Origin of the sequence: Belliella filtrata, assembly GCF_022549775.1 — a bacterium.
Lineage (GTDB): Bacteria > Bacteroidota > Bacteroidia > Cytophagales > Cyclobacteriaceae > Belliella > Belliella filtrata.
The window spans coordinates 1-26,809 of the sequence record NZ_JAKZGP010000060.1 but is presented as its reverse complement, the minus strand read 5'-3'; the positions used below and the strand labels follow the sequence as shown (position 1 = coordinate 26,809).

Genomic DNA, 26,809 nt, shown 5'->3' with positions numbered 1-26,809 from the left:
AACTGAAAACAACGTCAACCCGTTCTCTTAGAGGGCGTAAAGCAAGGAACCGCCGTATACCGAACGGTACGTACGGTGGTGTGGGAGGTCGAAACGGGAATTAATCCCGTTTCTCCTACCCGATTTACCTGGAATTATGTGACTTATTAAGAAATTGATTTGATTTGTTTCGGTTTTGGCTTAAACTTTGAAGTTGGAACAGTTGATATAATCTCAAACGAGTCTTTTTCTTTTGGATCAGCGATTGATTTTTAAAATTGTATGATCAAAAGTCTCATTGAATATTGGATTTTGATTTTGCTAATGACATGGTTTGTAAGTGAAAAATTTAAATGCTGTTTGCAACCTTGTGCTTTAGCTAATCTTTAAATTGTTGATATATGCGAATCTTAGGTTTAGTGATTTTAATGTTTGTGTTTTTTGGACTGGGGTGTCAATTTGCTCACGCTTCGCAAGCTGATTCTACTTATTATGTCGTTTATCCAGATAAATTGACAACAAGAGTATACACTTCCAGAAAGTATACTGCACTGGAAGTTCGAGATAGAGTATCTGGTAATAAGTTGAGGTTCGAACCCAATTCGACCTTGAACATGGGGGTAGGAGCTACTTATAACAACCTTACCTTAAATTTGGCCTATGGATTTGGTTTTTTGAATCCAGACCGAGGAACTGGTGAATCAAAGTATCTAGATCTTCAAGCGCATGCGTACCCCAAAAATCTAGTGATAGATCTTTTTGGGCAGTTTTATAGAGGGTATTATGTTGATTTGTCTTCACATGACTTTAGTAATGAGCCTTTTTATGTAAGCCCTACGATGCGGGTTCATAAGTTCGGGGCAAATGTGCAGTACTTGTTTAATGGGGATAAGATTTCTTTAAGAGCTGCATTTTTGCAAAACGAATGGCAAAAAAGGTCTGCAGGAAGCCCTTTACTAGGATTTGAAATTTATGGAGGAAATGTACTCGATGAGCAAGGAATTATTCCAGTTGGGTTTTTAGATGATGAATCGAGAAATTTCCAGAGGAGTAACTACTTTCAGTTTGGCCCTAATGTAGGATATGCACATACATTTGTGATTTTGAAGCATTTTTTTATCACTGGATATGCCTCGACCAATTTGAGTTTGGGACATCAAAATTTAGCGTTTGCAAATGGTTTTGAGAACCGATGGGCAATTAGTTCAAATATGTTTTTAAGAGGTTTTGTGGGGTATAATTCAGAGAAATGGTCGGTGAATTTCAATTACGTACACAACAGGGTGGAAATGGTAAGGAACTCTTCTTTTGATAATACCTTAATGACGGGCAACTATAGGATCAATTTTGTATACCGGTTTGTTCCAGGTAGAGGTATTAAGAAGTATTTGGATGCTGTTGACCCAAAAAGGCTGCTGTGATGATGATCGGTTTGGGTTTGTAATCCTATTCAATTCTTTTTTCAAATGATCTGATTTTTTTATTAGATTTACCTTTATTGTTCGAATATTAAACCCAGAAATATGTCGCAAGATTTTGGAATAAATGATGCCCTCAAACGATTAGGGGTAGAAAAAAATAATTTAGGAACTAGTACTGGGGTTAAATGGGTGGAGACTTCGGGTGAGGGGATGGCATCGTATTCCCCAGCTGATGGTAAATTAATCGCTAGTGTTCAAGTGACCGATAAATCGTCCTATGATCAAGTAATGAATAAGGCTTTGCTTGCATTCAAGGAATGGAGGATGATTCCAGCTCCTCAAAGAGGCGAGATTGTAAGGCAGGTAGGGAATGCGCTAAGGGAATTGAAAGAAGATCTTGGGAAGTTGGTGTCTTATGAGATGGGTAAATCTTACCAAGAAGGCTTAGGAGAGGTTCAGGAGATGATTGACATCTGTGACTTTGCAGTTGGACTATCTCGTCAATTGTATGGTTTGACGATGCATTCGGAACGACCTTCTCACAGAATGTACGAGCAATGGCATCCTCTAGGTGTTGTAGGCATTATTTCCGCATTTAATTTCCCTGTTGCTGTGTGGTCTTGGAATGCTATGATTGCATTGGTATGTGGGAATGTGTGTGTTTGGAAACCTTCTGAAAAAGCCCCTCTCTCCGCTATTGCTTGCCAGCATATCATTTCGAAGGTGTTGAAAGGCAATAATGTTCCTGAAGGTGTGTCATGCTTGATCAATGGTGACTACCGAGTTGGGGAATACCTCGCCAAAGATAAGAGGGTCCCGTTGGTTTCGGCAACTGGTTCTACTCGGATGGGTAAGTTGGTTGCTCAAGTTGTTGGTCAGCGCTTGGGTAAGACTTTGTTGGAATTAGGGGGCAATAATGCTATGATTGTCTCTCAGCATGCTGATTTAGACATAGCGATAAGGGCTTCGCTTTTTGGAGCTGTTGGGACTGCTGGTCAGCGTTGTACTACCACCAGAAGGTTGATAGTTCATGATGCTGTTTATGAAGAAGTAAAAAATAGGTTAAGGGCCGCATATCAAAAACTTGTAGTAGGAAATCCACTTGATGAAGCTAATCATGTTGGTCCTTTGATAGACAAGGAGGCTGTGAAAATGTATTTGAAAGCTATCGATAAAGTGAAGAATGAAGGTGGTAAAGAGTTGGTGCCAGGAGGTGTTTTGGATGGTGTCGGTTTCGAGTCTGGTTGTTATGTTACACCTTGTATAATAGAGGCTGAAAATCACTATGAAATGGTTCAGCATGAAACTTTTGCGCCAATTTTGTACATGATCAGATATAATGAATTAGAAGAAGCGATAGAGATTCAGAATGCTGTTCCGCAAGGCTTGTCTTCTGCTATCATGACAATGCATATAAGGGAGTCTGAGCTTTTTCTATCGGCAGCTGGGTCAGATTGTGGTATCGCCAATGTGAATATTGGGACCTCTGGCGCTGAAATAGGGGGTGCATTTGGAGGAGAAAAGGAGACTGGAGGAGGTAGGGAATCAGGTTCTGATTCTTGGAAGGCTTACATGAGGAGGCAGACCAATACCATTAATTACGGTGATGCACTGCCCTTGGCACAAGGGATAAAGTTCGAGATTTAACTTACCTACATACGGAAGTGAATTGTATGGTGAATTTGAACGGGTAAAAGAGGATATAGGAAAAAGATGTGAAGTTGAATTCCCGAATTGTTTCTAAAAAGAAAAAAGTCTCGATAGAGACTTTTTTTGTGGGAGTTGAGGGATTCGAACCCCCGACCCTCTGCTTGTAAGGCAGATGCTCTGAACCAACTGAGCTAAACTCCCAATTTTGGGTATTGACTTAATTACTATGTGTGGGAGTTGAGGGATTCGAACCCCCGACCCTCTGCTTGTAAGGCAGATGCTCTGAACCAACTGAGCTAAACTCCCATTGCTCTGTGAATGGATTGCAAAGGTAGCTTTATTTTAATATTGAGCAAAAATTCAATCTTAATTTTTTCAAGTAATTTTGTAATGCATTGATATTGAATCTGAAAAAATGATAGTGGGGTGGCGTTTTTATAAGGTTTTTAAATTCTAGGCAAATAAGGCTTTCCTAAGAATGTGTTTTTGAAAGGACATGAAGAATGATGACAGTATTGAAACATAGGAATCATAATGGATTTCTCAGTGTCTTTTAGAATGCTATTGGCAAAGTTGTCTGAGATCAGTTGAGTATTTTACATATTCTAAATGGAAGATGTTTCAATAAATTGAGGTTTTCAAATAGCATACTGGAACATCCATAATTGAAAAAGCCTAACAAGCTTGGATGTTAGGCTTTTTCTTGAAACAACTTTAGTCTTACTTGATTAAGTTTAAGTTGATTCCAGCTCTAAACCACCTTCCTGGCATTTGGACAAAGCCAGCTTCTATGTAATTTGTGTTTGTTACGTTAGAAGCCTCAGCAAACAGTCCAAAAGTTTTTAGCCTGTTATAGTCAACCCTTATATCTAATAAAAAGTATGGATCAAGTGCCATTCTTTCTAAATACCTGGCTTTGATGTTCAATTCAAAATCGGTATACCATTCTGTTTGTAAACCTGCGATAAGTTGATGCCTGAGTGCAGAGAGCGTATTCCTCGACTCTACACCAGAGTTTTGCATCAAATTAGCGTCTATAAAGTTGTAGCTAAGAGAAGCTTCTTTTATTTTGATGTTTTTGCTGGTTTGACTAAAAGCATATTGTATTCCTGTTTCTATTCCTTGGAATGTTACTTCTGAAATATTTCGAGGAGTCCATTGATTTGGATTTGGTGAGACTGTACTGGGCTCTCTGTACCAGTCGATGAGATTTTTCGAGTATCTATTGAAGTAAACTACTTCTGCTCTTAGTCCATTTTTTTGGAATTTATAACCGACTTCAAAGCTTTGAGCTTCTTCAGGCATCAGGTCAGGATTTGCGAGATTGCTAGGGTCTTCATAATACAAATCAGTAAAGGATGGTATTCTGTAGCTTGCCCCATAATTGGTGTAAAGTCGGGAACTGTTATTGAGCTGATATCCTAACTCCGCACCTGGGAAATGCTTCCAGCCATATTCATCATAATAATTCGAATATACCCCAGCTCTAAAATCAAAATCCTCCCAAAATTCAATTCTGTGCTCCGCAAAAACACCCATAAAGGATCTTTCCCTTTCACCTAGGTTAGTACTGTTGATTTTTTCATTTCTTCCTTCTACACCAAATCCTGTGGTACCAATTTGGCTTTGGTATCGGCCATTCACTTCTAAAGCTGCGGTGTGTGAGGTGTGAAGATTAGTGAAAAATGCTGGTTCATTTCTTCTAAGCCTAAATTCATCATCATTTTTTCTCCAGTAAGCTCTAGTTTGTACATAAAGCTCGTTTCGCTCATAAGTATGACTAAGTGAGGCTAGGAGTGTTTGTACACTTTCCCATTGATCTGGGAAGCTGTTGGTATAGAATCCATTTGCGCCAAAATCTCTTTCAGTATATCCCATCATTGTTCGGAGTTCATGGTGTTCGTTGAGGTTTAACCCTCCCTCATAGAACACATTGCTTACTTTGTAGTCAGAATTGTACCAATGCCCATTTGATGCATCATGGCTTACAGAAAGCGTCTGTTTATAAGTGCCAAAGGGGAGGGTTACAGGTAAGGAAGATACAGCACTGACTCCTCTCATACCGAAATCACCGCCGTAAGCTTGAATGTTCAAGCCAGCTGATTCTGGTAGCATGGTTACTATATTTACAGCTCCTGCGTATGCGTTTTGACCAAAGATTCTTGAGGCAGGCCCTTTCATTACTTCCACTCTTTGAATAGCCTGTAGAGGAATGGGTATATTCATAATGTGATGCCCAGTCTGTGGGTCGGTCATTTTGATGCCATTGATTAGCATCAATGTTTGCTCAAATCCTCCTCCACGGATTCCAATGTCTCCTTGTACGCCTGTGACTCCTCTTTGTCTTACATCCACACCAGGAGTGAAAGCGAGGACCTCTTGCAAACTTCTAGCTGGTGTAGTTTCGATGTCTTTTCTACTGATGATAGAGATATTTCTAGAGGTTTTGTTGAATGGTATCTCTATTCTATTTTCACTAATAACTACTTCTCCCAAGTCAACAGTCACACTGTCTTGATTTGCTTTAGCTGAACATATACCTAAAGCTAATGCAGAAATGAGTAAACACTTTTTCATAGGGTCGATTTAAACTGAAGGACAAAGTAGAATTGAAAATATTCATTATGCAAATTTTATTGGTTTTGAAACAAGAAAAGAAATGTGTATTGATATAAAATTTGGTTAGTTTTTTCTTAATCGTAGATTGATTATTTTAGCCGATCAAAAAAAATTAAATAATATATGAGACAAAGCTTAAAAGGTTTTTTACTAGGGATGCTTTCTGTTGGGCTGATTTGGACATCAGATGGGCAAACAGTCAAAGACAACAAGGATGATGCTTTTACAGAGATAGGATACAGACAAGGGTCAGCTTATAGAACTGCCTCAGGCAAGCCAGGGCCAAGCTACTGGCAGAATAAGTCTGATTATGTGATTTCCGTGGAGTTGGATGAGGCAAATCACAGTGTAAAAGGATCATGGAAAATTACTTATACTAATAATAGTCCAGAAGCTTTGGATTTTGTTTGGCTTTATTTGGAGCAAAATAGATTTACTGAGTCTTCAAGAGGTACTTTAACTACACCAGTACAAGGAAATAGGTATAGTGGAGACGTAGATGGAGGCTATGATATTTCAAATGTAAAAGCACAAATCAGCGGTAAGAACAAGTCAGTGAGTTCTGATTATTTGATCAGTGATACAAGGATGCAAGTGACCTTTGCTGAGCCAATCCCTGCAAATGGTGGGGTGGGGACAATCACCATGGATTTTGAATATAAAATCCCAGTAAAAGGTATGGACAGGATGGGAAGGCTCGATGTCAAGGACGGAACGATCTATGCTATGGCTCAATGGTATCCAAGAGTGGCTGTATTTGATGATGTCACAGGATGGAATACAGATCCTTACTTAGGTGCTGGTGAGTTTTACCTTGGGTATGGAGATTTTGATTATAAAGTGACTGTACCATTTGACCACATTGTAGTGGCATCTGGAGAATTGCAAAACCCTGGTCAAGTTTTGACCAAAGAGCTTCAGAATAGAATGAAAAACGCATCTGAAAGTGATGAGAGAGTTTATATCATTCAGCCAGATGAGGTTGGGGATATATCAAAAAATCGCCCGAAATCAGAGGGGAACTTGACTTGGCATTTTAAAATGAATAATACGAGAGATGTAGCTTTTGCGTCCTCAAAATCATTTATCTGGGATGCTGCTAGGATTAACTTACCGAGTGGAAAGAAAGCCCTTGCGCAATCTGTATACCCGAAAGAAAGTGACGGTGAAGAGGCTTGGGGAAGGTCTACAGAATATTCTAAAGCTTCAGTGGAACATTATTCTGAAATGTGGTACGAATATCCATATCCAGTTGCTGTCAATGTTGCGGCAGATATAGGAGGTATGGAGTACCCTGGACTTAACTTCTGTAGTTATAAGTCAAAAGGTGAGTCTCTATGGGGTGTTACAGACCACGAGTTTGGTCACAACTGGTTTCCTATGATCGTAGGTACCAATGAGAGAAGACACGCTTGGATGGATGAAGGTTTCAATACCTTTATCAACTACTACAGCTACTTGGCTTTCAATGATGGCGAATACACTAATGATCTCATCAAGACTAGAAAATACCTAGGTTGGTTGACAAACTCAAGCAGGGAGCCGATTGCAACCCACCCTGACAGGACTCAATCAAATAATCTTGGTATGGTAGCATATATGAAGCCTGCACTTGGTTTGATGATGTTGAGAGAATATATTCTAGGCCATGAGAGGTTTGATAAGGCATTCAAGTCTTATATAAGGACTTGGGCTTATAAGCATCCGCAGCCAAATGATTTCTTCAACCATATGGAAAATGTCAGTGGAGAGAATTTAGATTGGTTTTGGAAAGGTTGGTTCTATAGTAATGCCAACATTGATCTAGCCGTGGATGGAGTTTATCCTTATGGAGCAAACTATGTAGTAGCTTTTTCTAACAAAGGAGATATGCCAATGCCAGTTGTCTTTGAAGTGACTTATGAGGATGGAAGTACGGAAAGAAGAGAGCTTCCTGTTGAGATTTGGTTCAAAGGAAATACTTGGCAACATTTACTGAAAGTGGATAAGAAAGTGACTAAAATTGAAATTGATCCAGATAAGGTTATTACTGATACCAATGCTGGAAATGATGTGTGGCCATCTGCAATATATGGCAACTAATAAAAATAAGAAAGGGAGGCTCAAACCTCCCTTTCTTATTTTTGTTTTTTTAGTTAGTTGTATTCATTATTGATTTCAATCCAATATCCATCTGGATCACGAAGGTAGATTTGTTGTATACCGTCAGGCCTTAGATTGATTTTCCCTTTTTCACCAGCCCAATCCTCAAACTCAATGTTTTTTTCATTTAGGTTTGCAATGAAAGCATCCATGTTTGGAATACTGAAACAAATATGATTATTCTTGTTGATTGTGATAGGTTCCCAATTATCTTCAATAACGTGTAGCTGAAGATTGTTTCCGATGTCAAACCAAGCATGTAAACCATCTTTGAAAGGTTCTTCTATTTCTTCAAATTCCATTACATTCTTATAAAAATCAGCACTTTGCTCTAAGTTACTTACAAATACTGCGATGTGAGTGATTTTTGCTTGGGCTGTTACTTTTTGACTCATAATTGTAAAACAGGTAATAGTTAAGGTTATAAAGATGAATTTTTTCATTAGTTATTATCAATTAGGTTAATAGGTTTAATTAGGGATGGTGCAATTGTAAATATTTGGTGCTAGAAAGTTCAAATCGATTATACTATACTAATGAATATGCTACAAGATTCAACTTTTTATGCCAAAGAGGAAATAAAAAGAGAGCTTCTTGAGCTCTCTTTATACTTGTCAATCTGAAGTTTGACCTTTTTTATCTGCAAACGCTAACTTTTCAGCTTCATCAAATAGTTTGATGGCTTGAAGGTATATTTCATTGATGTCATTGATTACTTTATAGTATGCATTGTCATCATAAAGGTTTCTGCCCATGTTAGCTTTGATGAGTACCTTGAGGTATTCTTTGGATTTGTTGAAGTCTTTTTCAACAAATTTGACATTATTCTTTTCGCCTGTCTTGATGAGTTCTTGAAGCATTGCATCAGTCACTTGGAAGTTGTTGTAATATTCCTCGAAAGACATTCCATTGAATTTCTTCTTATTCTTGTCAAGATAATCTAAGAAGAACTCTCTAGCTGAATCTGAATTGAAGAGTCTGTTGACATATGCCGAGGACATTGTGGTGTCCATAGGTACAAAATAGTCTGGCATGATGCCTCCCCCTCCATATACTGATCTTCCAGAGACTGTCTCGTATCTTAGACTATCATTGAACTTGATGCTGTCAGCAGAGAAAAACTCGCCATGCTCAAGTCTTTTTACCCAATCCATGCTATAGTCTTCATCTTGACCATAAGGCTTCTGGATAGATCTGCCAGAAGGTGTATAATATCTAGCAATGGTAAGTCTCAATTCTGCACCATCAGAAAGGTCAATAGGCCATTGAACGAGTCCTTTACCAAATGATCTTCTACCAACGATCAAGCCTCTGTCATTGTCTTGAACAGCACCAGCTACAATTTCAGATGCAGATGCGCTTCCTTCATTTATAAGAACTATCACAGAGCCATCTTCAAAAATACCCTCCTTTACAGCCATGGCTTTTTGATTGAATCGGCTTGTTTTCCCTTTCTGTGAAACGATCACAGCATTGCTTCCAAGAATTTCATCAGCCATATTGATAGCTGCTCCCATGTATCCGCCTGGATTGCTTTGTAAGTCAAGAACCAGCTTTTTCATACCTTGTTCTTTAAGCTCTGCAACAGCTCTTTTGAACTCTTCATATGTTGTTGCTGCGAATCTTGTCACTTTCACATAGCCTATTTCTTCATTGATCATATAAGATGCATTGACAGAATACTGTGGAATCTTGTCTCTGACTATATCAAAAGATAATAACTCTGGTTGGGATTTTCTTTTGATGTCTACCACTACGGTACTTCCTGAAGGGCCTCTTAGCAAGTCAAATACATCACGATTGGTAATGCCAGTTCCAGCAACTGTTTTACCATCTACACTGATGATTTGATCCCCAGCTTGTATGCCAAGCTTTTCAGATGGCCCACCCGTAAGAGGAGCCACTACATAAATGGTGTCTCTGATGATCCCAAACTCCACTCCAATCCCATCAAAATTTCCGTCCAACTGAGACTTTGCAAGTGCTGCGTCTTTTGCGGGGATGTAGCTAGAGTGTGGATCAAGTTTTTCTAGCATTTTTTCAATGCCAAATTCAACCAATTCATTTGTATTGACACTATCTACATAATCGCGATTGATGTAGGTGATGATCTCTTGAAGTTTATAGATTGCTGCTTTGAGGTCATTTCTGTCTGTTTTTGGTTCTGCAAAAGTTGCCCCTACCCATATTCCAGCTGATATTGCCAATGCGATGATGATTGGTAATCTTACTTGGGCTTTTGTGTTTTTAAATTCGCTCACGATATCCTCAGGTTTTTTTGAATGCTTATTTAATGGAAATTCTTCAAATATACTATTAAACCGTATTTTTCTTTAAAACGTTTTGATAAACGTAACATTTTCAATTTAGACAAGGATTTCAGGAAATTCTTCTTAAAATGCCTTACTTTTGTAACTATGTTGGATCCAAAACAGATACAAAATAGACCTATCAAAGACTTAATTTCTGATAATTACGTGTTTGCTGCTGTTTTGCACTATTTTGGAATAAGTTTTTACCAGTTTGAAGATAGCCTTCTCAAAGATGTATGCGCTAAGTTCAAATTGAATCCGAAACAATTGACCCAAGAGCTTGAGTCTTGGGCCTTAGCAAAGGAGCCTACGAAGGACGAATTGTATTTACATCCTATTGAAGTATTGATAGCCTACCTGAAGAGAAAGCACTATTTTTTTGTAAGACAAGAGTTGCCTTTTTTGGCAAATATGGTAACAGGAATAGAATCTAAGGGCGAGTATGCCGTAATTTTAGCTGATTTGAAAATCATGTTCCCTCTTTTTGTGGAGGATTTTATTCATCACATTCATGAGGAAGAAAGTAGTGTGTTTCAAAGGATAAAACTGTTGCAAGAGATAGAGGCAGGAGATTACGGGGTAGCTGATTCATTAGTGATTTTGGAAACTAACCCAATTTCATCATTGGCTCATGCGCATGAAGATCATGATGATGAGATGGAGGGTATTCGCAAATTGACAAAGGATTATTATCTGCCTGATGATGCGCCCTTATCTATGAAGATACTATATAGTGAGTTGCAGAATTTTGAAAATGAGTTGATGATTCATGCTGCAATTGAAGATGAACTTTTATTTCCCAAGGCTATACAGTTAGAACTCGAAGTATTGAGGAAAACAAAGAAGAAAATTAATAGTAACTGATGGGAAGAATAATAGCAATAGATTTAGGAACCAAACGCACAGGATTGGCCGTTACAGATGTACTCAAGATCACTGCCAACCCATTAGAAACTATAGAGACAAGTAATCTAGCCTCGTATTTGTCGACTTATTTTTCAAAGGAGGAAGTGGACACCATAGTGTTAGGCTATCCCAAGTCACTGGATGGAACACCAAATGAAATGACACCGAGAGTGATCAGTCTCAAAGATAGGTTAGGGAAACTATTTCCTGAAAAAAAACTTGTCCTCGTAGATGAGAGGTATACGTCTAAAATGGCCATGCAAAGTATGATAGCCATGGGAAGTAAAAAGAAGGATAGAAAAGAGAAAGCAGGCAATCTTGATAAGATCAGTGCTGCAATAATATTACAGACATATTTAGAAAAATTATGATATATCCAATAGTAGCTTACGGTAATCCAATATTGAAAAAAGAGGCAGAAGAAATCCAAGAAGGGAGTGATGTGTCTACTTTGATCAAGGACATGTTTAGCACAATGGATCATGCTAGCGGGGTAGGTTTGGCCGCACCGCAGATCAACCAAGGGATTAGGCTTTTTGTAATAGACAGTAGCTTGATGCTAGATGAGGATGATGATGAAAAAGGAATCAGAAGGGTTTTTATCAATCCAATAATTCTGGATGAATATGGCGACAATTTTGGCTTTGAGGAAGGATGCTTAAGTATCCCAGAAGTGAGAGCAGAGATCATTCGTCCAGAAAAGCTAACCATAGAGTATTATGATGAAAATTGGAATCTTAAAGAGGAGGAATTTGGAGGCATGACAGCTAGGGTGATTCAGCATGAGTATGATCATTTGGAAGGGATACTTTTTGTTGACTACTTGAAAGGTTTGAAGAAGAGATTGGTTCAGAGTAAGCTCATTGAAGTAAGTAAAGGGAGAGTTGGGACGGATTACAGAATGATATACCCATTGAAATAATGGCAGTTAGTAATCTCAAAGTAGCCCTCATTCAGACGGATTTATATTGGCAAGACAAGGTGGCAAACCTAGCCATGTTTGAGGAAAAACTTTGGCAATTGCCAAAGGCTATTGATCTGGTGATACTTCCAGAGATGTTTGCTACAGGTTTTAGTATGGATATGGAATCATTGTCTGAGCCCATGAATCATACCATATGTAAGTGGATGATACAGGTAGCAAAACAACTGAAAGTCACAATCACTGGATCAGCGATAATTCAGGATTCAGGTAAATATTACAATCGAATGCTTTGGGTTAGCCCTTCAGGAGATATCGACTGGTACGATAAGCGTCACTTGTTTCGTATGGCGCAGGAAGATGAATCCTATGATATGGGAAAAAAAAGAAGGGTTTTTGAAGTCAATGGATGGAAGATACTTCCTCAAGTTTGTTATGACTTGAGATTTCCAGTATGGTCTAGGAATGGGGCTTCTTCAGATGGTGAGATGGATTATGATTTAAGTATCTATGTAGCTAGTTGGCCAGCCGCTAGGGTTAAGGCATGGGATATTTTACTCCAAGCAAGAGCAGTTGAGAACCTTTCCTATTCAATTGGAGTCAACAGAATAGGTGTAGATGGAAATGGCGTAGAATATTCTGGTCACTCAGCCATATACGATTACAAAGGTGAATGTGTGTCTAGTGCAGAAGAAAATGAGGGGATTTTAATTTTAGAGTTAAATTATTCTGATTTGATAGCTTTCAGGGAGAAATTTCCAGCATGGAAAGACGCCGATAAATTTGAACTGAAGAATTGATACTTTGAAAAATACTTTTTGCCATTTTTCATAAGGATTTATGGACTTTGAAACTGGGATATTTTAATTAATTTAGCCCAGATTTTATAAAACCCTCAGTTACTTACCAATGAAAACTAGGGATTGTTCAGCATGAGTGGTGGCTATAAATAGGCCTATCATGCCGATGTAATAACAGAAATTAAGTGATACAAATATATATAAAATGACCACTAAAACAGCAAAAATACTTTACACCCTTACTGATGAAGCGCCAGCTTTGGCGACTTATTCTTTATTGCCTATAGTTCAATCATTTGCTAATTCGGCAGGAGTAGAGGTAGAAACACGCGACATTTCTTTATCGGGGAGAATTCTTTCCCAATTTCCTGAGCACCTGAAAGCTGATCAGCAAATCAAAGATGCATTAGCAGAATTAGGTGAGATTGCCAAAACAGCGGAGGCTAACATCGTGAAACTGCCTAACATCAGTGCTTCAATGCCTCAATTGAAATCAGCTATCAAGGAACTTCAAGAAAAGGGCTATGCTTTGCCTAACTATCCTGATGATCCAAAGTCAGACGAAGAGAGAGCGATCAAGACTAAGTATGATAAAGTAAAAGGTAGTGCAGTAAACCCTGTGTTAAGAGAAGGTAACTCAGATAGGAGAGCACCTCTTGCAGTGAAGAATTATGCTAAAAAGCATCCACATAGCATGGGAGCATGGAAATCAGATTCTAAGTCACATGTCGCAAGTATGAGCAAAGGAGACTTTTATGGAAGTGAGAAGTCTGTTACTTTAGAACAAGCTACTACAGTCGATATTAATTTTGTCTCAGCCTCAGGGGAAACAAAAACTTTGAAAAAAGGGCTATCCCTGTTGCAAGGGGAAGTAATAGATGCTGCGGTGCTAAGTGTAGGAGAATTGATTTCTTTCTTAAAAGAGCAAAAGAAACAAGCGAAAGCTGATGGTGTGCTCTTTTCTTTGCATATGAAGGCTACCATGATGAAGGTATCAGACCCTATTATCTTTGGACATGCGGTAAAAGTGTTCTTCGAGCCTGTTTTCGAAAAGCATGCCGTAGTTTTGAAAAAGCTTGGAGTTGATGTAAATAATGGCTTTGGAGATTTGGTTTCAAAGATTGGACAGCTTTCAAATGAAGAAAGATCAGCTATAGAGGCAAGTATCGAAGCATGTTTGGAAGAGGGGCCAGATCTTGCGATGGTAAATTCTGACAAAGGAATTACCAATCTTCATGTGCCTTCAGATGTGATTATAGATGCTTCAATGCCAGCCATGATAAGGACCTCTGGTCAAATGTGGAACAGGCAAGGTAAGCAGCAAGATACAAAAGCGGTGATCCCAGACAGGTCTTATGCAGGCGTATATCAGGAAACTATTGATTTTTGTAGGACACATGGGGCTTTTGACCCTTCTACTATGGGATCTGTACCAAACGTAGGTCTGATGGCACAAAAAGCAGAAGAATATGGGTCGCACGATAAGACTTTCGAAATAGAAAATGATGGTGAAGTACAAGTAGTGTCTGGTGATGAGGTTCTAATAAGCCATACGGTAAAAGCTGGTGATATTTGGAGAATGTGCCAGACAAAGGATGAGCCAATCAAGGACTGGGTAAAACTAGCAGTAAGTAGGGCTAGGGCTACAGGTGTTCCCGCTGTATTCTGGCTGGATGAGAATCGTGCACATGATGGCGAGTTGATCAAAAAGGTAAACGAGTATCTAAAATCGCATGATACTTCTGGACTAGATATAAAAATAATGTCTCCTGTAGATGCTACGAGATTTTCCCTAGCCAGGATCAAGGCAGGTGAGGATACGATATCAGTGACTGGAAATGTTTTGAGAGATTACCTTACTGATTTGTTTCCGATATTAGAACTGGGGACAAGTGCAAAAATGCTTTCAATCGTCCCACTTATGAACGGTGGAGGCCTTTTTGAAACAGGTGCTGGTGGTTCTGCGCCAAAGCATGTTGAGCAATTGGTAGAAGAGAACCATTTGAGATGGGATTCCCTAGGTGAGTTTTTGGCTTTAGCGGTCTCTTTGGAACATTTGTCAATTACATTTTCTAATGAAAAAGCAAAAGTACTTGGTGCAACATTAGATCAAGCTACTGGTAAATTTCTCGAAGAAGATAAATCTCCTTCAAGAAAAGCTAAAGAGCTTGATAATAGAGGTAGTCACTTCTATTTGGCATTGTATTGGGCGGAAGCTTTGGCTTCACAGCATGATGATGAAGCATTGCAGAAGAAATTCGAGCCTATTGCCAAAGCTTTGAGGGATAATGAATCAGTAATAGTGTCAGAGCTAAATAATGCACAAGGAGTAAAAGTGGATGTCGGTGGATATTATAAGCTTGATGAGCAAAAGGTATCTGCTATTATGAGGCCTTCCAAGACGTTCAATGATATTTTAACTAAAATATCATAAGTTGAATTGGCTATATCAAGTTCTGTTAAATTTGGGCGGCAGAGATATTATTGGTAAATTTATCACACCATAAATTATTCAATGAATCTAGGGCTTGAGTTTTAAGATTTTGAAATGGTCCATTTTGTAATCAAACCTATAAACAATAAATAAACTATAATTATGAGCAAGATTAAAGTAGGAATCAATGGATTCGGAAGAATCGGTAGATTGGTTTTCAGAGCAGCGCAGGCTAGAGAAGATGTACAAATCGTAGCAATCAATGATTTGATCGATGTAGATTATATGGCATATATGCTTAAGTATGACTCTACTCATGGTCAATTTGATGGAACGGTTGAAGTGAAAGACGGTAAATTGATAGTAAATGGTAATGAGATTAGAGTGACAGCAGAAAAAAGCCCAGCCAACCTTAAGTGGTCTGAAGTTGGTGCTGAATATGTTGTTGAGTCTACGGGTATTTTCTTGACTAAAGAGACTGCACAAGGACATATTGATGCAGGTGCAAAGAAAGTGATCATGTCAGCTCCTTCAAAAGATGATACTCCAATGTTTGTAATGGGTGTAAACCATGAGTCTTACACTTCAGATATGGTGTTTGTATCAAATGCTTCATGTACTACAAACTGTCTTGCGCCTATCGCAAAGGTATTGAATGATAACTGGGGTATAGAAGAAGGTTTGATGACTACAGTGCATGCCACTACCGCTACACAAAAGACTGTAGATGGTCCTTCCGCTAAAGACTGGAGAGGTGGTAGAGGCGCTTCTCAAAACATTATCCCTTCATCTACTGGTGCAGCTAAAGCAGTAGGTAAAGTGATCCCTGAACTGAATGGTAAGTTGACTGGTATGGCATTTAGAGTCCCTACTCCAAATGTATCGGTAGTAGACTTGACAGTAAGATTGAGAAAAGGAGCTTCTTACGAAGAAATTTGCGCAAAAATGAAAGAGGTGTCAGAGACAACCATGAAAGGGGTGTTGGGCTACACTGAAGATGCAGTTGTTTCCACTGATTTTAATGGAGATAGCAGAACTTCAATTTTCGACAAGGATGCAGGTATTCAATTGAGTGACACTTTTGTGAAGGTTGTTTCTTGGTATGATAATGAGTGGGGTTACTCCAATAAAGTGGTAGACCTTCTTACCTATATTGCTAGCAAATAATATTGAAACCTTAGGTTGTTAATCTAAGTTTTGATTGACTTATATTCCCCAAAGTGGAGGGTGTTATTCGAGTATTCCCGATGACATTCAAATTCTTTGGGGAATTTTTATTTTTTGAAGAGGTTTTTTGGAATAGTTGTTGTTTTTTATTAATATAACTGATTGGAAATAAATATTATAGCATGCTTACAATAATTCTTAAATTACTATTGATTTTTTTACCTAGTTCTTTACAAAGTGATGCGGATTCACCTGTCCTGGATCAAGATAAATTTGAAGTGGATAACAAAACAATACCATGGGAGATTAAAGATGTCGTTGTAGAGGCATTAGCGTATTTCCCAGAGTTGGCTGGAGTACGAATAGACTTTGAATTCCGCGATAGGATTAAGGGAGCTGTAATGCAAGCACAACCAAGAGTATTGACTTTGTTGGTGACAGGCAAGGAAAATAGAGAGTATAGAATAAAAATTACAAGAGAATTAGATCTTGGAGATACTATTTTACCCATTGAAAAAGTGCCACATGATGCATTGGTGGGGTGGATTGGACATGAGTTAGGGCATATTATGGATTATAAGGAGCGTAGCACAGCTAATATGATGCATTTCGGCATGAGGTATATCATGTCTAATAAAAGGCTTACAGAGGCTGAAATAGCAGCGGATACCTATGCAATATCTTGTGGGATGGGGCATCAGATCATGACTGTAAAGAACTTCATCTTGAATCAAGAAGGGTTCAGTGAAGAATACCGAAGCAAAATAAGAGATTTGTACATGTCACCTGGTCAAATACTCAGCTTACAAGAAGAGCTCGAGAATAGTGATGGTTGATGATTAGCATTACAATTTTGTGATGCTTTCTTTTTTGATGTAGCCTTTTTCATTCCCCCATGCTACTTCATACCAATTGTCCTTAGAGGATTTTATTATTACCCTATGCCCTGGGTCCACATTGTGTAGAAGTTTACCACCAGCTGTCGGCTTGTCCATGATGATAGTAGGGCTTCCCGTTACAATTCCAGTATTGGGGCCATCCAAAAAGTTATTGGCGGCAAAGGTGAGTAGAATAAGACCAAAGGTAGGGATATAATACTTTGGAGCCTTTAGGTTTTTTCCTAAAATAATAAGCAGCAATAAGGAGATGAGTAATAGGACGCCTAAGCTTGCAGTGATTTCAAGTTGAAAATCAGTAGCGAAATTAAGAAACCTATCCCAATCATTTAACTCATAACCCATCAAGTTTGATTGTTCTGTTAGCGTTTTGATTTTGGTGATAACACGAGGGTTTGGGTTAGTGTCGTAATATTTTGCCAAGTAGTAGCTAGCTTTCGAAAAATCACCTCTTCCTTCTTCTATAAAAGCCATCTTCAAAAGCATTGCAGGAGAGAAAGCTTCTTCATGATGCAGGAGATTTTCATATATCTCCATAGATTCTTGGTAATTCTTTGTAGCAAACAAAGAATCTGCTTTTTCTTGTTCAAATGTATTGGCTTGACAATTAAAGCTTTGTATGATTGCCATTAAAAATATTGTAAATTTTGTAAGAAAGTTTGTCTTTGAGTTTTGCATTTTAAAATAGTCCGCTTAAATTTGCAGTCCAATTACGGCAATGATTTGACAAAAAACAAGTCAAAAACTGGAAAAAAATAAGGTTTCCTAATAAGTAGGAGGCAAAAAATAAAACATAATGATTCCGTAGCTCAGCTGGTAGAGCATAACACTTTTAATGTTAGGGTCCTGGGTTCGAACCCCAGCGGGATCACAAAATTTACACAGAAGGTGTGAAAACTAAGCTAATGAACAAAATTTGTTAGCTAAAGTTGAAACAGAAAATTAGGAGTTGAAAGTATAGCTCGGGGTGTAGCGTAGCCCGGTATCGCGCCACATTTGGGATGTGGAGGTCGTAGGTTCGAATCCTGCCACCCCGACAATTTACTTAAACTTCAAGTAAAAGTAAATCAAGGTCTTGTAGCTCAACTGGATAGAGCAACTGCCTTCTAAGCAGTAGGTTTCAGGTTCGAGTCCTGACAGGATCACGAAAGTAAACTTAAAGTTTTAAAGCTTTTATTTAAATACTTTGAGTGCAAACTTATATAAAGAGATAAGTAAATTTTAATAATCAATGATTCCGTAGCTCAGTTGGTAGAGCATAACACTTTTAATGTTAGGGTCCTGGGTTCGAGCCCCAGCGGGATCACAGAATTTACACACAAGGTGTACAGGTTAGAAGCCTGTCCCGATGGCGAAGCGAATGTGGAGTCAATATGGGGAAGATTAAGGAAAATTAATCAAGAATACCTCTCTTTGGAGGTATTCTTGATTATTGGTCTTGTAGCTCAACTGGATAGAGCAACTGCCTTCTAAGCAGTAGGTTTCAGGTTCGAGTCCTGACAGGATCACAAAGCCTCCAATTTTGGAGGTTCTTTTTTGATTTTTTTTTAAGTCGAGAATATTCTAAAGGATCGTTAATAGCTTTGAAAATTAGTAACTTCCATGGTAGTTTTGAGCTGGATTTAAACTGTTGGTATAGATCAAACTGAAAAAGATCTAATTAATTGCACAATTTTTTTAGAGGGTATGTATTAACCCTATTTCAGCTTTGATGATAGGCTTTGTTTTCTTTTATTTGTAATCATTTATATCTGTTTCTGGAAAATATAGTGGAATTGTAAACCCAAATTTGATTGAAGATGAGAGCTCGTAGGTCCTTAAGTAATAAGCTGAAAGCAGCTGTTGTATTGACTTTTTTATTATTATTGATTTTTGGAAAAAATATTCTAGATAGAAAGAACTTCACGGAACTGGAAGAGTCTTTTGTGTCAGTTTATGAGGATAGACTAGTGGTTGAAAGTTACATATTTTCAATTTCAGAGAGCCTATTTCGAATCAAGTTGCTTGTTAATCATTGCTGGGATGAAGGTGATTACTCCCACGTTTTGGAAGATATCGAAGCTTATGAGGATAATATTCTGGAAATTGTAAGCACTTTTGAATCTACGAAGTTGACAGATGCTGAAAATGAGTTTTTGACTGACTTCAGAAAGATCATCGAGAATAATTTACGAATTGGTGATTATGAATTGTTGTATTCAGAAGAAGAAGGTATTAATGAGGAACAAGTCCATGTGTATAACGGCTACATAGAGCGTGCTTTGAGTGATCTGGAAAAGTTATCACAGATACAGATTGAAGAAGGGAAAAGAATGGCTGAAAACTCAGAGAAGGTTGTAAACAGGTCAAGGATTTGGTCACAGTTTGAAATAGCAGCACTCGTGATTTTAGTATTGATCATATATATATTGATCTATGCCTCAAGAAATATAAAGTCAACATTGGTTGAAGAGGAGTGATAATTTAAAAAAAAACGTCTCAAAAATTAATTTCAAATATGATTCTAATTAAACTTGAAATTATCAATTGAGACGTTTTTTTTCGCTATAAATGCAATACGTCAATTTGGCTTATTGAGCAGTTAGAGGGCTAAGCCACTCATATATTGCGCATTTTTTTCAGCAGCTTCCATTGGTGTAACACCATCAAATTTCTCCTGCTCGACTATGAAGTATTCCATTCCTTTGCTTTTACCTGAATTGATTATTTTGATATAATCCATAGATCCTTCACCAATTAATGTGGATGCTTCAAGTTGGGATTTTTCAGCATCTTTTATGCGGTCTTTTACATGTCCTAAAGGGAACCTATTTGGATATTTTTCTAGCCATTTGATAGGGTCTTCACCTGCAGTGTACACCCAATAAAGATCAAGCTCAAAACTTACTAATTCTGGATCTGTATTTTCAAGTAAATATTGCTGCGGCAATTCTCCATCAAGCTCATCAAAGGTATAACCATGGTTATGATATGCGAATTTGAGGCCATTGTCTTTACATATTTGACCTTGCTTGTTGAATTCATCTGCCAATCTTTTGAAATCATCCATTGACTTCTGAGGCCCTACAAATGGGTTTATAAGGTACTTCATTCCTATCTCTCCGGCTTCTTTAGCTTGTTGCTCCAAGTTTTCGAAAGTATTGGTATGAGACGCAATAATTTCCGTACCGAGATCATCCATCAATTGTTTGAACGCTGTGTTTTTCATTCCCCAAAATATCCCTTTGCCTAAATTACAGCTTTCAATTTGCTTGTATCCATAGCCAGCTAATGCTGTTATTGTAGCTTTTGGGTCTTTCATCATGTCCTCCTTCACTGACCAAAGTTGGATTCCAAATGGGCCTAAATTCCCAGATGTGGAGTTTAACTCAGTTTCGTTTTGAGCATCACTATTTTCATTTTTAGGACTACAAAATTGTAATGGGAGGAATGCTCCCATGCCTAATGTGGCACTAAGTTGTAAGAATTTTCTTCTATTATTCATATGAAATTAGGGTTGATTTAACTTAAAAAGAGAGACTATAAAAAGTCTCTCTTGAATTATTATAGAGCAAATATTCTATCTCCTTTTTTATAATCAAGGCAACCCTCATATTTACCTGGGGCTTCTACAAAACGTAATTGCTGAGTAGCGCCGATCTCAGAAGTAAAATATCCTAAGACTGTCAAATCTTTCAGCATGCCTATTACTTGCGGTTCACGGTTTTCGCTTTGGCTAGCCTTTTTATTCATTTCATTTAAGAAATCTGTCCTTTCTTCAGTTGATGCTTTCATGAAATCTTTTCCATTGGCATCCTTGAAGTCCTTTCTTAATTGATTCAGCCCTGATATAAATACAGTTTGTTGGTCTCCATTGTAGGTGTCTTTTACCATCATTACCATAAATTCACCAATCCCAGCTGCTTTTGCTCCAGGAGTGTCAGTTGTGGGGATAATTGCTTCGCCAATTTCATCAAGGAATGCGATCTGGTCTGGAGTGAACTCCAAACCTATGATTTGATCTTCTGGGCTACATCCAGTGAGGATTACATTAGCACCTACCATAGCTCCGCCCATCATCAAAGCAAAGCTTTTTATTGCATCTCGTCTATTCATTGCCATAATTCAGTACTTTTTTGATTAAAGGTTGCCTTTTTTAAGTTCATCTACAGCAAATGCTGCGGCCCTAGCTGTAAGAGCCATATATGTAAGAGATGGGTTCTGAGCTGCAGCTGAAGTCATACATGCTCCATCTGTAACGAAGACATTTTTCGCATCCCATACTTGGTTGTTTCCATTAAGGACCGAAGATTTAGGATCTCTTCCCATTCTTGCAGTTCCCATTTCATGTATCCCTTGGCCAAAGGTGTAGCCAGCATCAAAAGTATTGACATTCTTAAGTCCCGCTGCCTCTAGCATTTCAGCGGCATCATTCATCATGTCAACACGCATTTTCTTTTCATTTTCTTTTATTTCAGCGTCCATTTCTAGCGCTGGGAGACCCCACTTATCTACAACTGTTTTGCTTAAAGTGATTCTGTTCTCATGATATGGAAGCGTCTCACCAAATGCAGTGATTCCCATACTCCATGGTCCTGGCTCACTCAATGCTTCTTTGAGCTGTGTTCCAAAGTTGATTTCAGCAACATTTCTGCTCCAACCTGATCTGGACGCACTTCCTTGATATCCAAAACCTCTTAGATAGTCTCTCTTGTCATCACCTATATTTCTAAATCGAGGAATATATACTCCATTTGGCCTTCTGCCGAAATAATACTTGTCTTCATAACCTTCAACTGTCCCATTGGCCCCAACTCTGAAATGGTGATCCATGATGTTGTGACCCAACTGATCAGAACTACTGCCAAGTCCACCTGGCCAAATATCAGTAGCTGACCTCATCAAAATAGCTGTTGAACCAATAGCCGAAGCACATAAGAATACTATTTTAGAATTGAATTCAATGACCTCGTTAGTTTCGGAGTCGATTACTTCTACTCCTGTTGCTTTCTTTGAGTCTTTATCATACAATAGTCTGCTTACTATTGAATATGGCCTCAATGTCAAGTTCCCTGTTTTCATGGCCGCAGGAAGTGTAGAAGACTGTGTACTGAAATATCCGCCAAATGGACACCCAAGCCAACATTTGTTTCTATACTGGCAGTTAGTTCGGCCAGGAAGCGGTTCGGTGATATTCGCCACTCTTCCGATAGTCATGTGTCTGGCATCGCCATATTTTTCTTTTATTCTTGCAGCTACATCCTTTTCTACACAGTTGAGATCCATTGGCTTTTGAAATTCTCCATCAGGAAGATGCGGAATTCCATCTTTGGATCCAGAAATTCCAGCGAATTTCTCCACATAGCTATACCATGGTGCTAGGTCTTTATACCTGATAGGCCAGTCAACAGCTATTCCTTCTTTTAGGTTTGCTTCGAAATCTAAATCAGCTAATCGGTAACTTTGACGACCCCATAGTAATGAACGACCACCTACTTGGTTTCCTCTAAACCAAGCAAAAGGCTTTTTCTCGATGTAAGGTGAGTTTGATTCGTGAGCCCACCAGTCAAGGTTTTGTTCATTCAAGACGTAATCTCTTTTGAGATTGGGATGATTTTCTATCATCTCCAAAGTTCTTCTTCCTCTATGTGGGATTTCCCAAGGTGCTTGAGTAGCATTCTTGTAATCCTTGATATGTTCTACATTCTTACCTCTCTCTAAAAGTAAAACTTTGAGACCTTTTTCGGTAAGTTCTTTTGCAGCCCAGCCACCACTGATACCTGAGCCTACTACAATTGCATCATATTGATTTGCCATAATCTTATTTTGAGCTTATTATTTCACTTTAAATTAAACATCACAGATTTTCACAGCCTCTGCAAGAGATGCCAGTTTATCTTCTGCTTTTGGGATAAATTCCTGACACACATAGCCTTTGAAGCCTGTCTCAACTATCGCTTTTATTACAGCAGGGTAATAGATTTCCTGTGTTTCATCGATTTCATTTCTGCCTGGGTTTCCAGCTGTATGGTAATGTGCGATGTATTGATGGTTGTTTCTGATCGTTCGGATGATGTCTCCTTCATCTATCTGCATGTGATAAATGTCGTATAGAAGTTTGAAATTTTCACTTCCTAACCTTTTGCATAATTCTACTCCCCAAGATGTTCTGTCACACATGTAATCAGGGTGATTTACCCTGCTATTTAATAATTCCATTACAAGGGTAACACCGTGCTCTTCAGCTATCCCAATTACTTTCTTGAGACCTTCTACTGAGTTTTGAAGTCCAGTTTCATCATCCATCCCATCCCTGTTTCCACTAAAGCAAATTAAGTTCTTGTATCCTGCCTTTGCTACTTGAGGGATGATTTCAGAATAATTTTTAACCAATTGATCATGGTATGCTTTATTGTTAAAGCCTTTTTCAAGTGAAACTTCTGCACCATTGCACATGGAGCACGCTACGCCATTTGACTTTAAAATATGCCAATCTTTAGGGCCAACAAGATCTATGGCGTTGAACCCAATTTTTTTGATGGCTTTACATAATTCATCTAAAGAGAGGTGAGGAAATGTCCAGGCGCATACAGCATGATTGACATTGCCTTTTAGGCTTAAATTCTTCACTGGTTCTGCATTGATTTGTATCAAAGGAGCAGCACTGGCGACTAAAGTGCCTGCCATAATCTTTTTGATGCTTGCTCGCCTATTAATTTGATTCATGGTGTATGATTAATTTAGGTTTGAGACTTTTTTGGAATCCTCTTTGAAGAAAATCAAGAAGAAAATCACAACTGCTAAAGCTATACCTGAAGGTATTAGCCATATAGATTGCCAGATGTGTGTGCCGTCTTCTAGCAAGTACATGTCAGCAACAATACCGGCTATGTAAAATCCGATCAGCATTCCTACTCCATAAGTGGCTAAGGTAATCAAGCCCTGAGCGGCAGACTTGAATTTAGCACCAGCTTTGGAGTCTGTGTAAATCTGACCAGACACAAAAAAGAAATCATAACATATTCCATGTAAAGCTATACCAACAATCAAAAGTGGTAGCCCGCTTTCTGCATTGCCATAAGCAAAGAGTAAGTACCTGACAACCCAAGCGACCATTCCAACCAACAATGTTTTTTTGAAACCAAATCGCTTAAAGAATAACGGTAGTAACAAAAGGAACAATGCCTCGGAAACTTGACCAATTGTCATTTTTCCTGTAGGATCTGCCACTCCTATTTCAGCTAAGAATGGATTTGCATTCTGATAGTAGAAGGCCAAAGGGATACAGATCAATATAGAAGATGCAAAGAATGCTGCAAAATTTTTATCCTTTAATAGTTTGATTGCGTCAAAGCCAAGTATTTCTGAAATTTTGAGCTTTTGAGTTTTGTCTGCTTTTGGAGGAGTAGCTGGCAAGAAGAAGGAGAATACTCCTAATATGATTGAACCAATACTTGCCATAAGGAAAGTATTCCTCAATAAGCCTTGAGCCAAGTTTTCTGAAGAATCCCAGTGAAATAGGTAACTAATAGATGCTCCTGCAATGATCCAACCTATAGTTCCCCAAACTCTAATTCCTGAAAAGGATTTTTCAGGATCTGCCATTTGGTTGAAGGAAACGGAGTTTACTAATGCTAAAGTTGGCATGAACAAAATCATGTACACCAAAAGGAAAGGATAGAATCCTGCAAATGCTGTTGAGTTGTACATGTAAAACATCAAGCCACCCCCCACTAAATGAAGGAATCCTAATATTTTTTCTGCGTTGAAGAATCGGTCTGCAATGAGTCCAATGATAAATGGTGCGATGATTGCCCCTAGTGATTGTGTAGAGAATGCCGTGGCTATTTGTGCTCCTGTGGCATTTAGATTGGTGCCTAAGAATGTGCCTAAAGTTACGAACCATGATCCCCAGACAAAAAACTCTAAGAACATCATGAATGATAGGCGAAAGCGAATTCCTGTACTCATTAATTTAATTGGTTAATAGGTTTAAGTAGTTAGATTTAGAGAAATGATTTGCCAAACTATTAATTTTAAATTTAAATTTTAGCCTTTTTCTCTTAATTTTAAGTTTTACTGATTCAAAATAATGAATGAATGTTGCCTACTTCAGCTATACCAAAAAAGGAAATCAAGACTGTGTTTGATTTGTAACAGTATTCGGTGTTTGACTTAGGGTTAATTATTCTATTCTGAACAATACAGCAATATCATAATTTAATTTTAATAATAAAATTGATCAAGATGCAAAATACTCAAAAATTGAAGATGGGAATGATAGGCGGTGGTCCAGGTTCTTTCATCGGTGCTATTCATAGAAGTGCGGCACATTTGGATGGGCTTATAGAATTGACTGCCGGAGCATTTAGTAGTGATCCAGCGAAGTCAAAGCAAGCTGGCGAGTCTTTGATGCTAGATCCGACCAGAGTTTATGAATCCTATGATCAAATGCTTGAAACGGAATCTAAACTTCCAGCTTCTGAAAGAATCAATATTGTCAGTATAGTAACACCGAATCATGCACATTTTGCACCAGCTAAAAAGGCGCTGGAGCTGGGTTTTCATGTAATTTTGGATAAGCCAATGACCCTGGATTATAAAGAAGCGAAAGGATTATATGAAATTATCTATAATGCCAAAACTGAGTTTGCACTTACTCATACATATACAGGATACCCAATGGTCAAGCAAGCTAAGCAAATGGTAGCTGATGGGGTCATAGGAGAGGTAAGGAAAGTATATGTGGAGTATCCACAAGGTTGGTTATGGAAGCTGTTAGAAACAGAAGATAACAAGCAAGCACAATGGAGAACAGATCCTAGTAAAAGTGGGAGTTCTGGTTGCTTTGGAGATATAGGGACACATGCGTTCAACCTGGCAGAGTATGTGTCAGGTCAGAAAGTAGCAAAAATTTGTGCAGATATAGATATCAAGGTTTCTGGGAGAAAGCTAGATGATGATGGGGCTGTTTTGATGAGGTTTGAAAACAATGCTTCGGGAATTCTCACTGCATCCCAAATTGATACAGGAGCAGAAAACAACCTTAAAATAAAAATCTACGGAGATAAAGGAGGATTAGAGTGGCAGCAGGAGGATTGCAATACCTTAATAGTAAGATGGCCAAATGAGCCTGATCAAATTTACAGAGCCGGTACACCTTATCTCTCTAGCTTAGCACAGGAAAATACTAGGACACCAGCAGGTCATCCGGAAGGTTATATTGAAGCATTTGCTAATATTTACAGGAATTTTGCAAGATGCATATTGGCCAAACAACAAGGACAGCAGCCTAAACAGGAATGGCTAGATTATCCAGGAGCTGAAGACGGTATTAGAGGAATGGCTTTTGTGCAGCATGTCTTGGCTAGTGCTTACTCTGAGATGAAGTGGACACCACTAGTAGTAGAAAAGTAGTCCAGTGATTAGTCCGATAAAAAATCAATAGAACCCGCAGACCTCCTATGTTTGAAATGATTGTAAATTTAACAAAAAGTGGTTGGAGATGGGAGCGAAATTAGACCCAAATAGCCATTTAGCAATGGTATATTCACTGAAAGATCTTGCCCCATCTCTTTCTTT

At 38.4% G+C, this 26,809-nt stretch carries 21 protein-coding genes and 7 tRNA genes; 17 read left to right on the top strand and 11 right to left on the bottom strand.

The genetic code is table 11. The features are described 5' to 3' along the window. Window positions 1–380 precede the first annotated feature (380 nt). Together MM239_RS17240 and amaB are read left to right on the top strand one after the other, a co-directional pair. Window positions 381–1,400, top strand: a complete 1,020-nt coding sequence (locus MM239_RS17240) for a DUF4421 domain-containing protein (RefSeq protein WP_241349492.1) — start codon at window positions 381–383, stop codon at window positions 1,398–1,400. A 102-nt stretch (window positions 1,401–1,502) separates the two neighbouring features. Next, on the top strand, window positions 1,503–3,047 hold the full coding sequence (gene amaB, locus MM239_RS17235; RefSeq protein ID WP_241349491.1) for an L-piperidine-6-carboxylate dehydrogenase: 1,545 nt from the start codon (window positions 1,503–1,505) through the stop codon (window positions 3,045–3,047). 129 nt (window positions 3,048–3,176) lie between these two features. On the opposite strand, the gene MM239_RS17230 is transcribed toward amaB, so the two are convergent. The 3 genes from MM239_RS17230 to MM239_RS17220 form a co-directional block, all read right to left on the bottom strand. After that, a tRNA-Val gene (locus MM239_RS17230) sits at window positions 3,177–3,251 on the bottom strand. A gap of 30 nt (window positions 3,252–3,281) precedes the next feature. Then, window positions 3,282–3,356 (bottom strand) — tRNA-Val (locus MM239_RS17225). Window positions 3,357–3,770: 414 nt separating this feature from the next. Next, complete coding sequence (locus tag MM239_RS17220) at window positions 3,771–5,627, bottom strand: TonB-dependent receptor plug domain-containing protein (RefSeq protein WP_241349490.1); 1,857 nt, start codon at window positions 5,625–5,627, stop codon at window positions 3,771–3,773. A 198-nt stretch (window positions 5,628–5,825) separates the two neighbouring features. Here MM239_RS17220 and MM239_RS17215 point away from each other — a divergent pair, with 198 nt between their 5' ends. Beyond that, the gene (locus tag MM239_RS17215) at window positions 5,826–7,751 is read left to right on the top strand and encodes a M1 family metallopeptidase (RefSeq protein WP_394801516.1); all 1,926 of its coding nucleotides are present in this window, start codon (window positions 5,826–5,828) and stop codon (window positions 7,749–7,751) included. Between the two features lie 53 nt (window positions 7,752–7,804). Here MM239_RS17215 and MM239_RS17210 read toward each other — a convergent pair whose 3' ends face one another. Together MM239_RS17210 and MM239_RS17205 are read right to left on the bottom strand one after the other, a co-directional pair. Further along, complete coding sequence (locus tag MM239_RS17210; protein ID WP_241349488.1) at window positions 7,805–8,206, bottom strand: VOC family protein; 402 nt, start codon at window positions 8,204–8,206, stop codon at window positions 7,805–7,807. A gap of 219 nt (window positions 8,207–8,425) precedes the next feature. Continuing rightward, window positions 8,426–10,072 (bottom strand): S41 family peptidase, encoded by a 1,647-nt coding sequence (locus tag MM239_RS17205; protein ID WP_241349487.1) that lies wholly within the window; start codon window positions 10,070–10,072, stop codon window positions 8,426–8,428. Between the two features lie 156 nt (window positions 10,073–10,228). Here MM239_RS17205 and MM239_RS17200 point away from each other — a divergent pair, with 156 nt between their 5' ends. The 7 genes from MM239_RS17200 (at window position 10,229) to MM239_RS17170 (ending at window position 17,188) form a co-directional block, all read left to right on the top strand. Further along, window positions 10,229–10,987 carry a hemerythrin domain-containing protein gene (locus MM239_RS17200; RefSeq protein WP_241349486.1) on the top strand — a complete coding sequence of 253 codons (759 nt, stop codon included), beginning with the start codon at window positions 10,229–10,231 and terminating at the stop codon, window positions 10,985–10,987. Next, complete coding sequence (gene ruvX / locus MM239_RS17195) at window positions 10,987–11,400, top strand: Holliday junction resolvase RuvX (protein WP_241349485.1); 414 nt, start codon at window positions 10,987–10,989, stop codon at window positions 11,398–11,400. The genes MM239_RS17200 and ruvX overlap by 1 nt, the downstream gene beginning before the upstream one ends. Further along, a complete protein-coding gene (def, locus tag MM239_RS17190) occupies window positions 11,397–11,951 on the top strand; it encodes a peptide deformylase (RefSeq protein ID WP_241349484.1) in 555 nt (184 codons plus the stop codon). Before ruvX ends, def begins: the two co-directional genes overlap by 4 nt. Next, on the top strand, window positions 11,951–12,751 hold the full coding sequence (locus MM239_RS17185; protein WP_241349483.1) for an amidohydrolase: 801 nt from the start codon (window positions 11,951–11,953) through the stop codon (window positions 12,749–12,751). Before def ends, MM239_RS17185 begins: the two co-directional genes overlap by 1 nt. 205 nt (window positions 12,752–12,956) lie before the next feature. Continuing rightward, the gene (locus MM239_RS17180; protein WP_241349482.1) at window positions 12,957–15,185 is read left to right on the top strand and encodes an NADP-dependent isocitrate dehydrogenase; all 2,229 of its coding nucleotides are present in this window, start codon (window positions 12,957–12,959) and stop codon (window positions 15,183–15,185) included. Between the two features lie 162 nt (window positions 15,186–15,347). Continuing rightward, window positions 15,348–16,352: a type I glyceraldehyde-3-phosphate dehydrogenase gene (gene gap, locus MM239_RS17175; protein ID WP_241349481.1), complete on the top strand. Its 1,005-nt coding sequence runs from the start codon at window positions 15,348–15,350 to the stop codon at window positions 16,350–16,352. 182 nt (window positions 16,353–16,534) lie between these two features. Next, window positions 16,535–17,188, top strand: coding sequence for a hypothetical protein (locus MM239_RS17170; RefSeq protein WP_241349480.1), 654 nt, complete (start codon window positions 16,535–16,537; stop codon window positions 17,186–17,188). A gap of 9 nt (window positions 17,189–17,197) precedes the next feature. Here the strand turns inward: MM239_RS17170 and MM239_RS17165 are convergent, their stop codons facing one another. After that, entirely contained in the window at window positions 17,198–17,878 is a 681-nt protein-coding gene (locus MM239_RS17165) for an SH3 domain-containing protein (protein WP_241349479.1), read from the bottom strand. A gap of 168 nt (window positions 17,879–18,046) precedes the next feature. On the opposite strand from MM239_RS17165, the gene MM239_RS17160 reads away from it, so the two are divergent. The 6 genes from MM239_RS17160 (at window position 18,047) to MM239_RS17135 (ending at window position 19,707) form a co-directional block, all read left to right on the top strand. Continuing rightward, window positions 18,047–18,119: transfer RNA gene (locus tag MM239_RS17160), tRNA-Lys, on the top strand. A gap of 92 nt (window positions 18,120–18,211) precedes the next feature. Continuing rightward, a tRNA-Pro gene (locus tag MM239_RS17155) sits at window positions 18,212–18,285 on the top strand. A 34-nt stretch (window positions 18,286–18,319) separates the two neighbouring features. After that, a tRNA-Arg gene (locus MM239_RS17150) sits at window positions 18,320–18,393 on the top strand. Between the two features lie 88 nt (window positions 18,394–18,481). Then, window positions 18,482–18,554: transfer RNA gene (locus tag MM239_RS17145), tRNA-Lys, on the top strand. A gap of 128 nt (window positions 18,555–18,682) precedes the next feature. Then, a tRNA-Arg gene (locus MM239_RS17140) sits at window positions 18,683–18,756 on the top strand. Window positions 18,757–19,047: 291 nt separating this feature from the next. After that, entirely contained in the window at window positions 19,048–19,707 is a 660-nt protein-coding gene (locus tag MM239_RS17135) for an MCP four helix bundle domain-containing protein (RefSeq protein ID WP_241349478.1), read from the top strand. Between the two features lie 122 nt (window positions 19,708–19,829). On the opposite strand, the gene MM239_RS17130 is transcribed toward MM239_RS17135, so the two are convergent. From MM239_RS17130 to MM239_RS17110, 5 genes are read right to left on the bottom strand one after another with little or no spacing between them, the layout of a single operon-like run. Further along, window positions 19,830–20,732: a sugar phosphate isomerase/epimerase family protein gene (locus MM239_RS17130; RefSeq protein WP_241349477.1), complete on the bottom strand. Its 903-nt coding sequence runs from the start codon at window positions 20,730–20,732 to the stop codon at window positions 19,830–19,832. Window positions 20,733–20,791: 59 nt separating this feature from the next. Further along, window positions 20,792–21,349 carry a gluconate 2-dehydrogenase subunit 3 family protein gene (locus MM239_RS17125; RefSeq protein ID WP_241349476.1) on the bottom strand — a complete coding sequence of 186 codons (558 nt, stop codon included), beginning with the start codon at window positions 21,347–21,349 and terminating at the stop codon, window positions 20,792–20,794. A gap of 18 nt (window positions 21,350–21,367) precedes the next feature. Next, entirely contained in the window at window positions 21,368–23,044 is a 1,677-nt protein-coding gene (locus tag MM239_RS17120; protein ID WP_241349475.1) for a GMC oxidoreductase, read from the bottom strand. A 33-nt stretch (window positions 23,045–23,077) separates the two neighbouring features. Then, window positions 23,078–23,953, bottom strand: a complete 876-nt coding sequence (locus MM239_RS17115) for a hydroxypyruvate isomerase family protein (RefSeq protein ID WP_241349474.1) — start codon at window positions 23,951–23,953, stop codon at window positions 23,078–23,080. Window positions 23,954–23,962: 9 nt separating this feature from the next. Further along, on the bottom strand, window positions 23,963–25,198 hold the full coding sequence (locus MM239_RS17110; RefSeq protein ID WP_241349473.1) for a nucleoside permease: 1,236 nt from the start codon (window positions 25,196–25,198) through the stop codon (window positions 23,963–23,965). A gap of 276 nt (window positions 25,199–25,474) precedes the next feature. Here MM239_RS17110 and MM239_RS17105 point away from each other — a divergent pair, with 276 nt between their 5' ends. After that, window positions 25,475–26,644, top strand: coding sequence for a Gfo/Idh/MocA family protein (locus tag MM239_RS17105; protein ID WP_241349472.1), 1,170 nt, complete (start codon window positions 25,475–25,477; stop codon window positions 26,642–26,644). Window positions 26,645–26,809 lie beyond the last annotated feature (165 nt).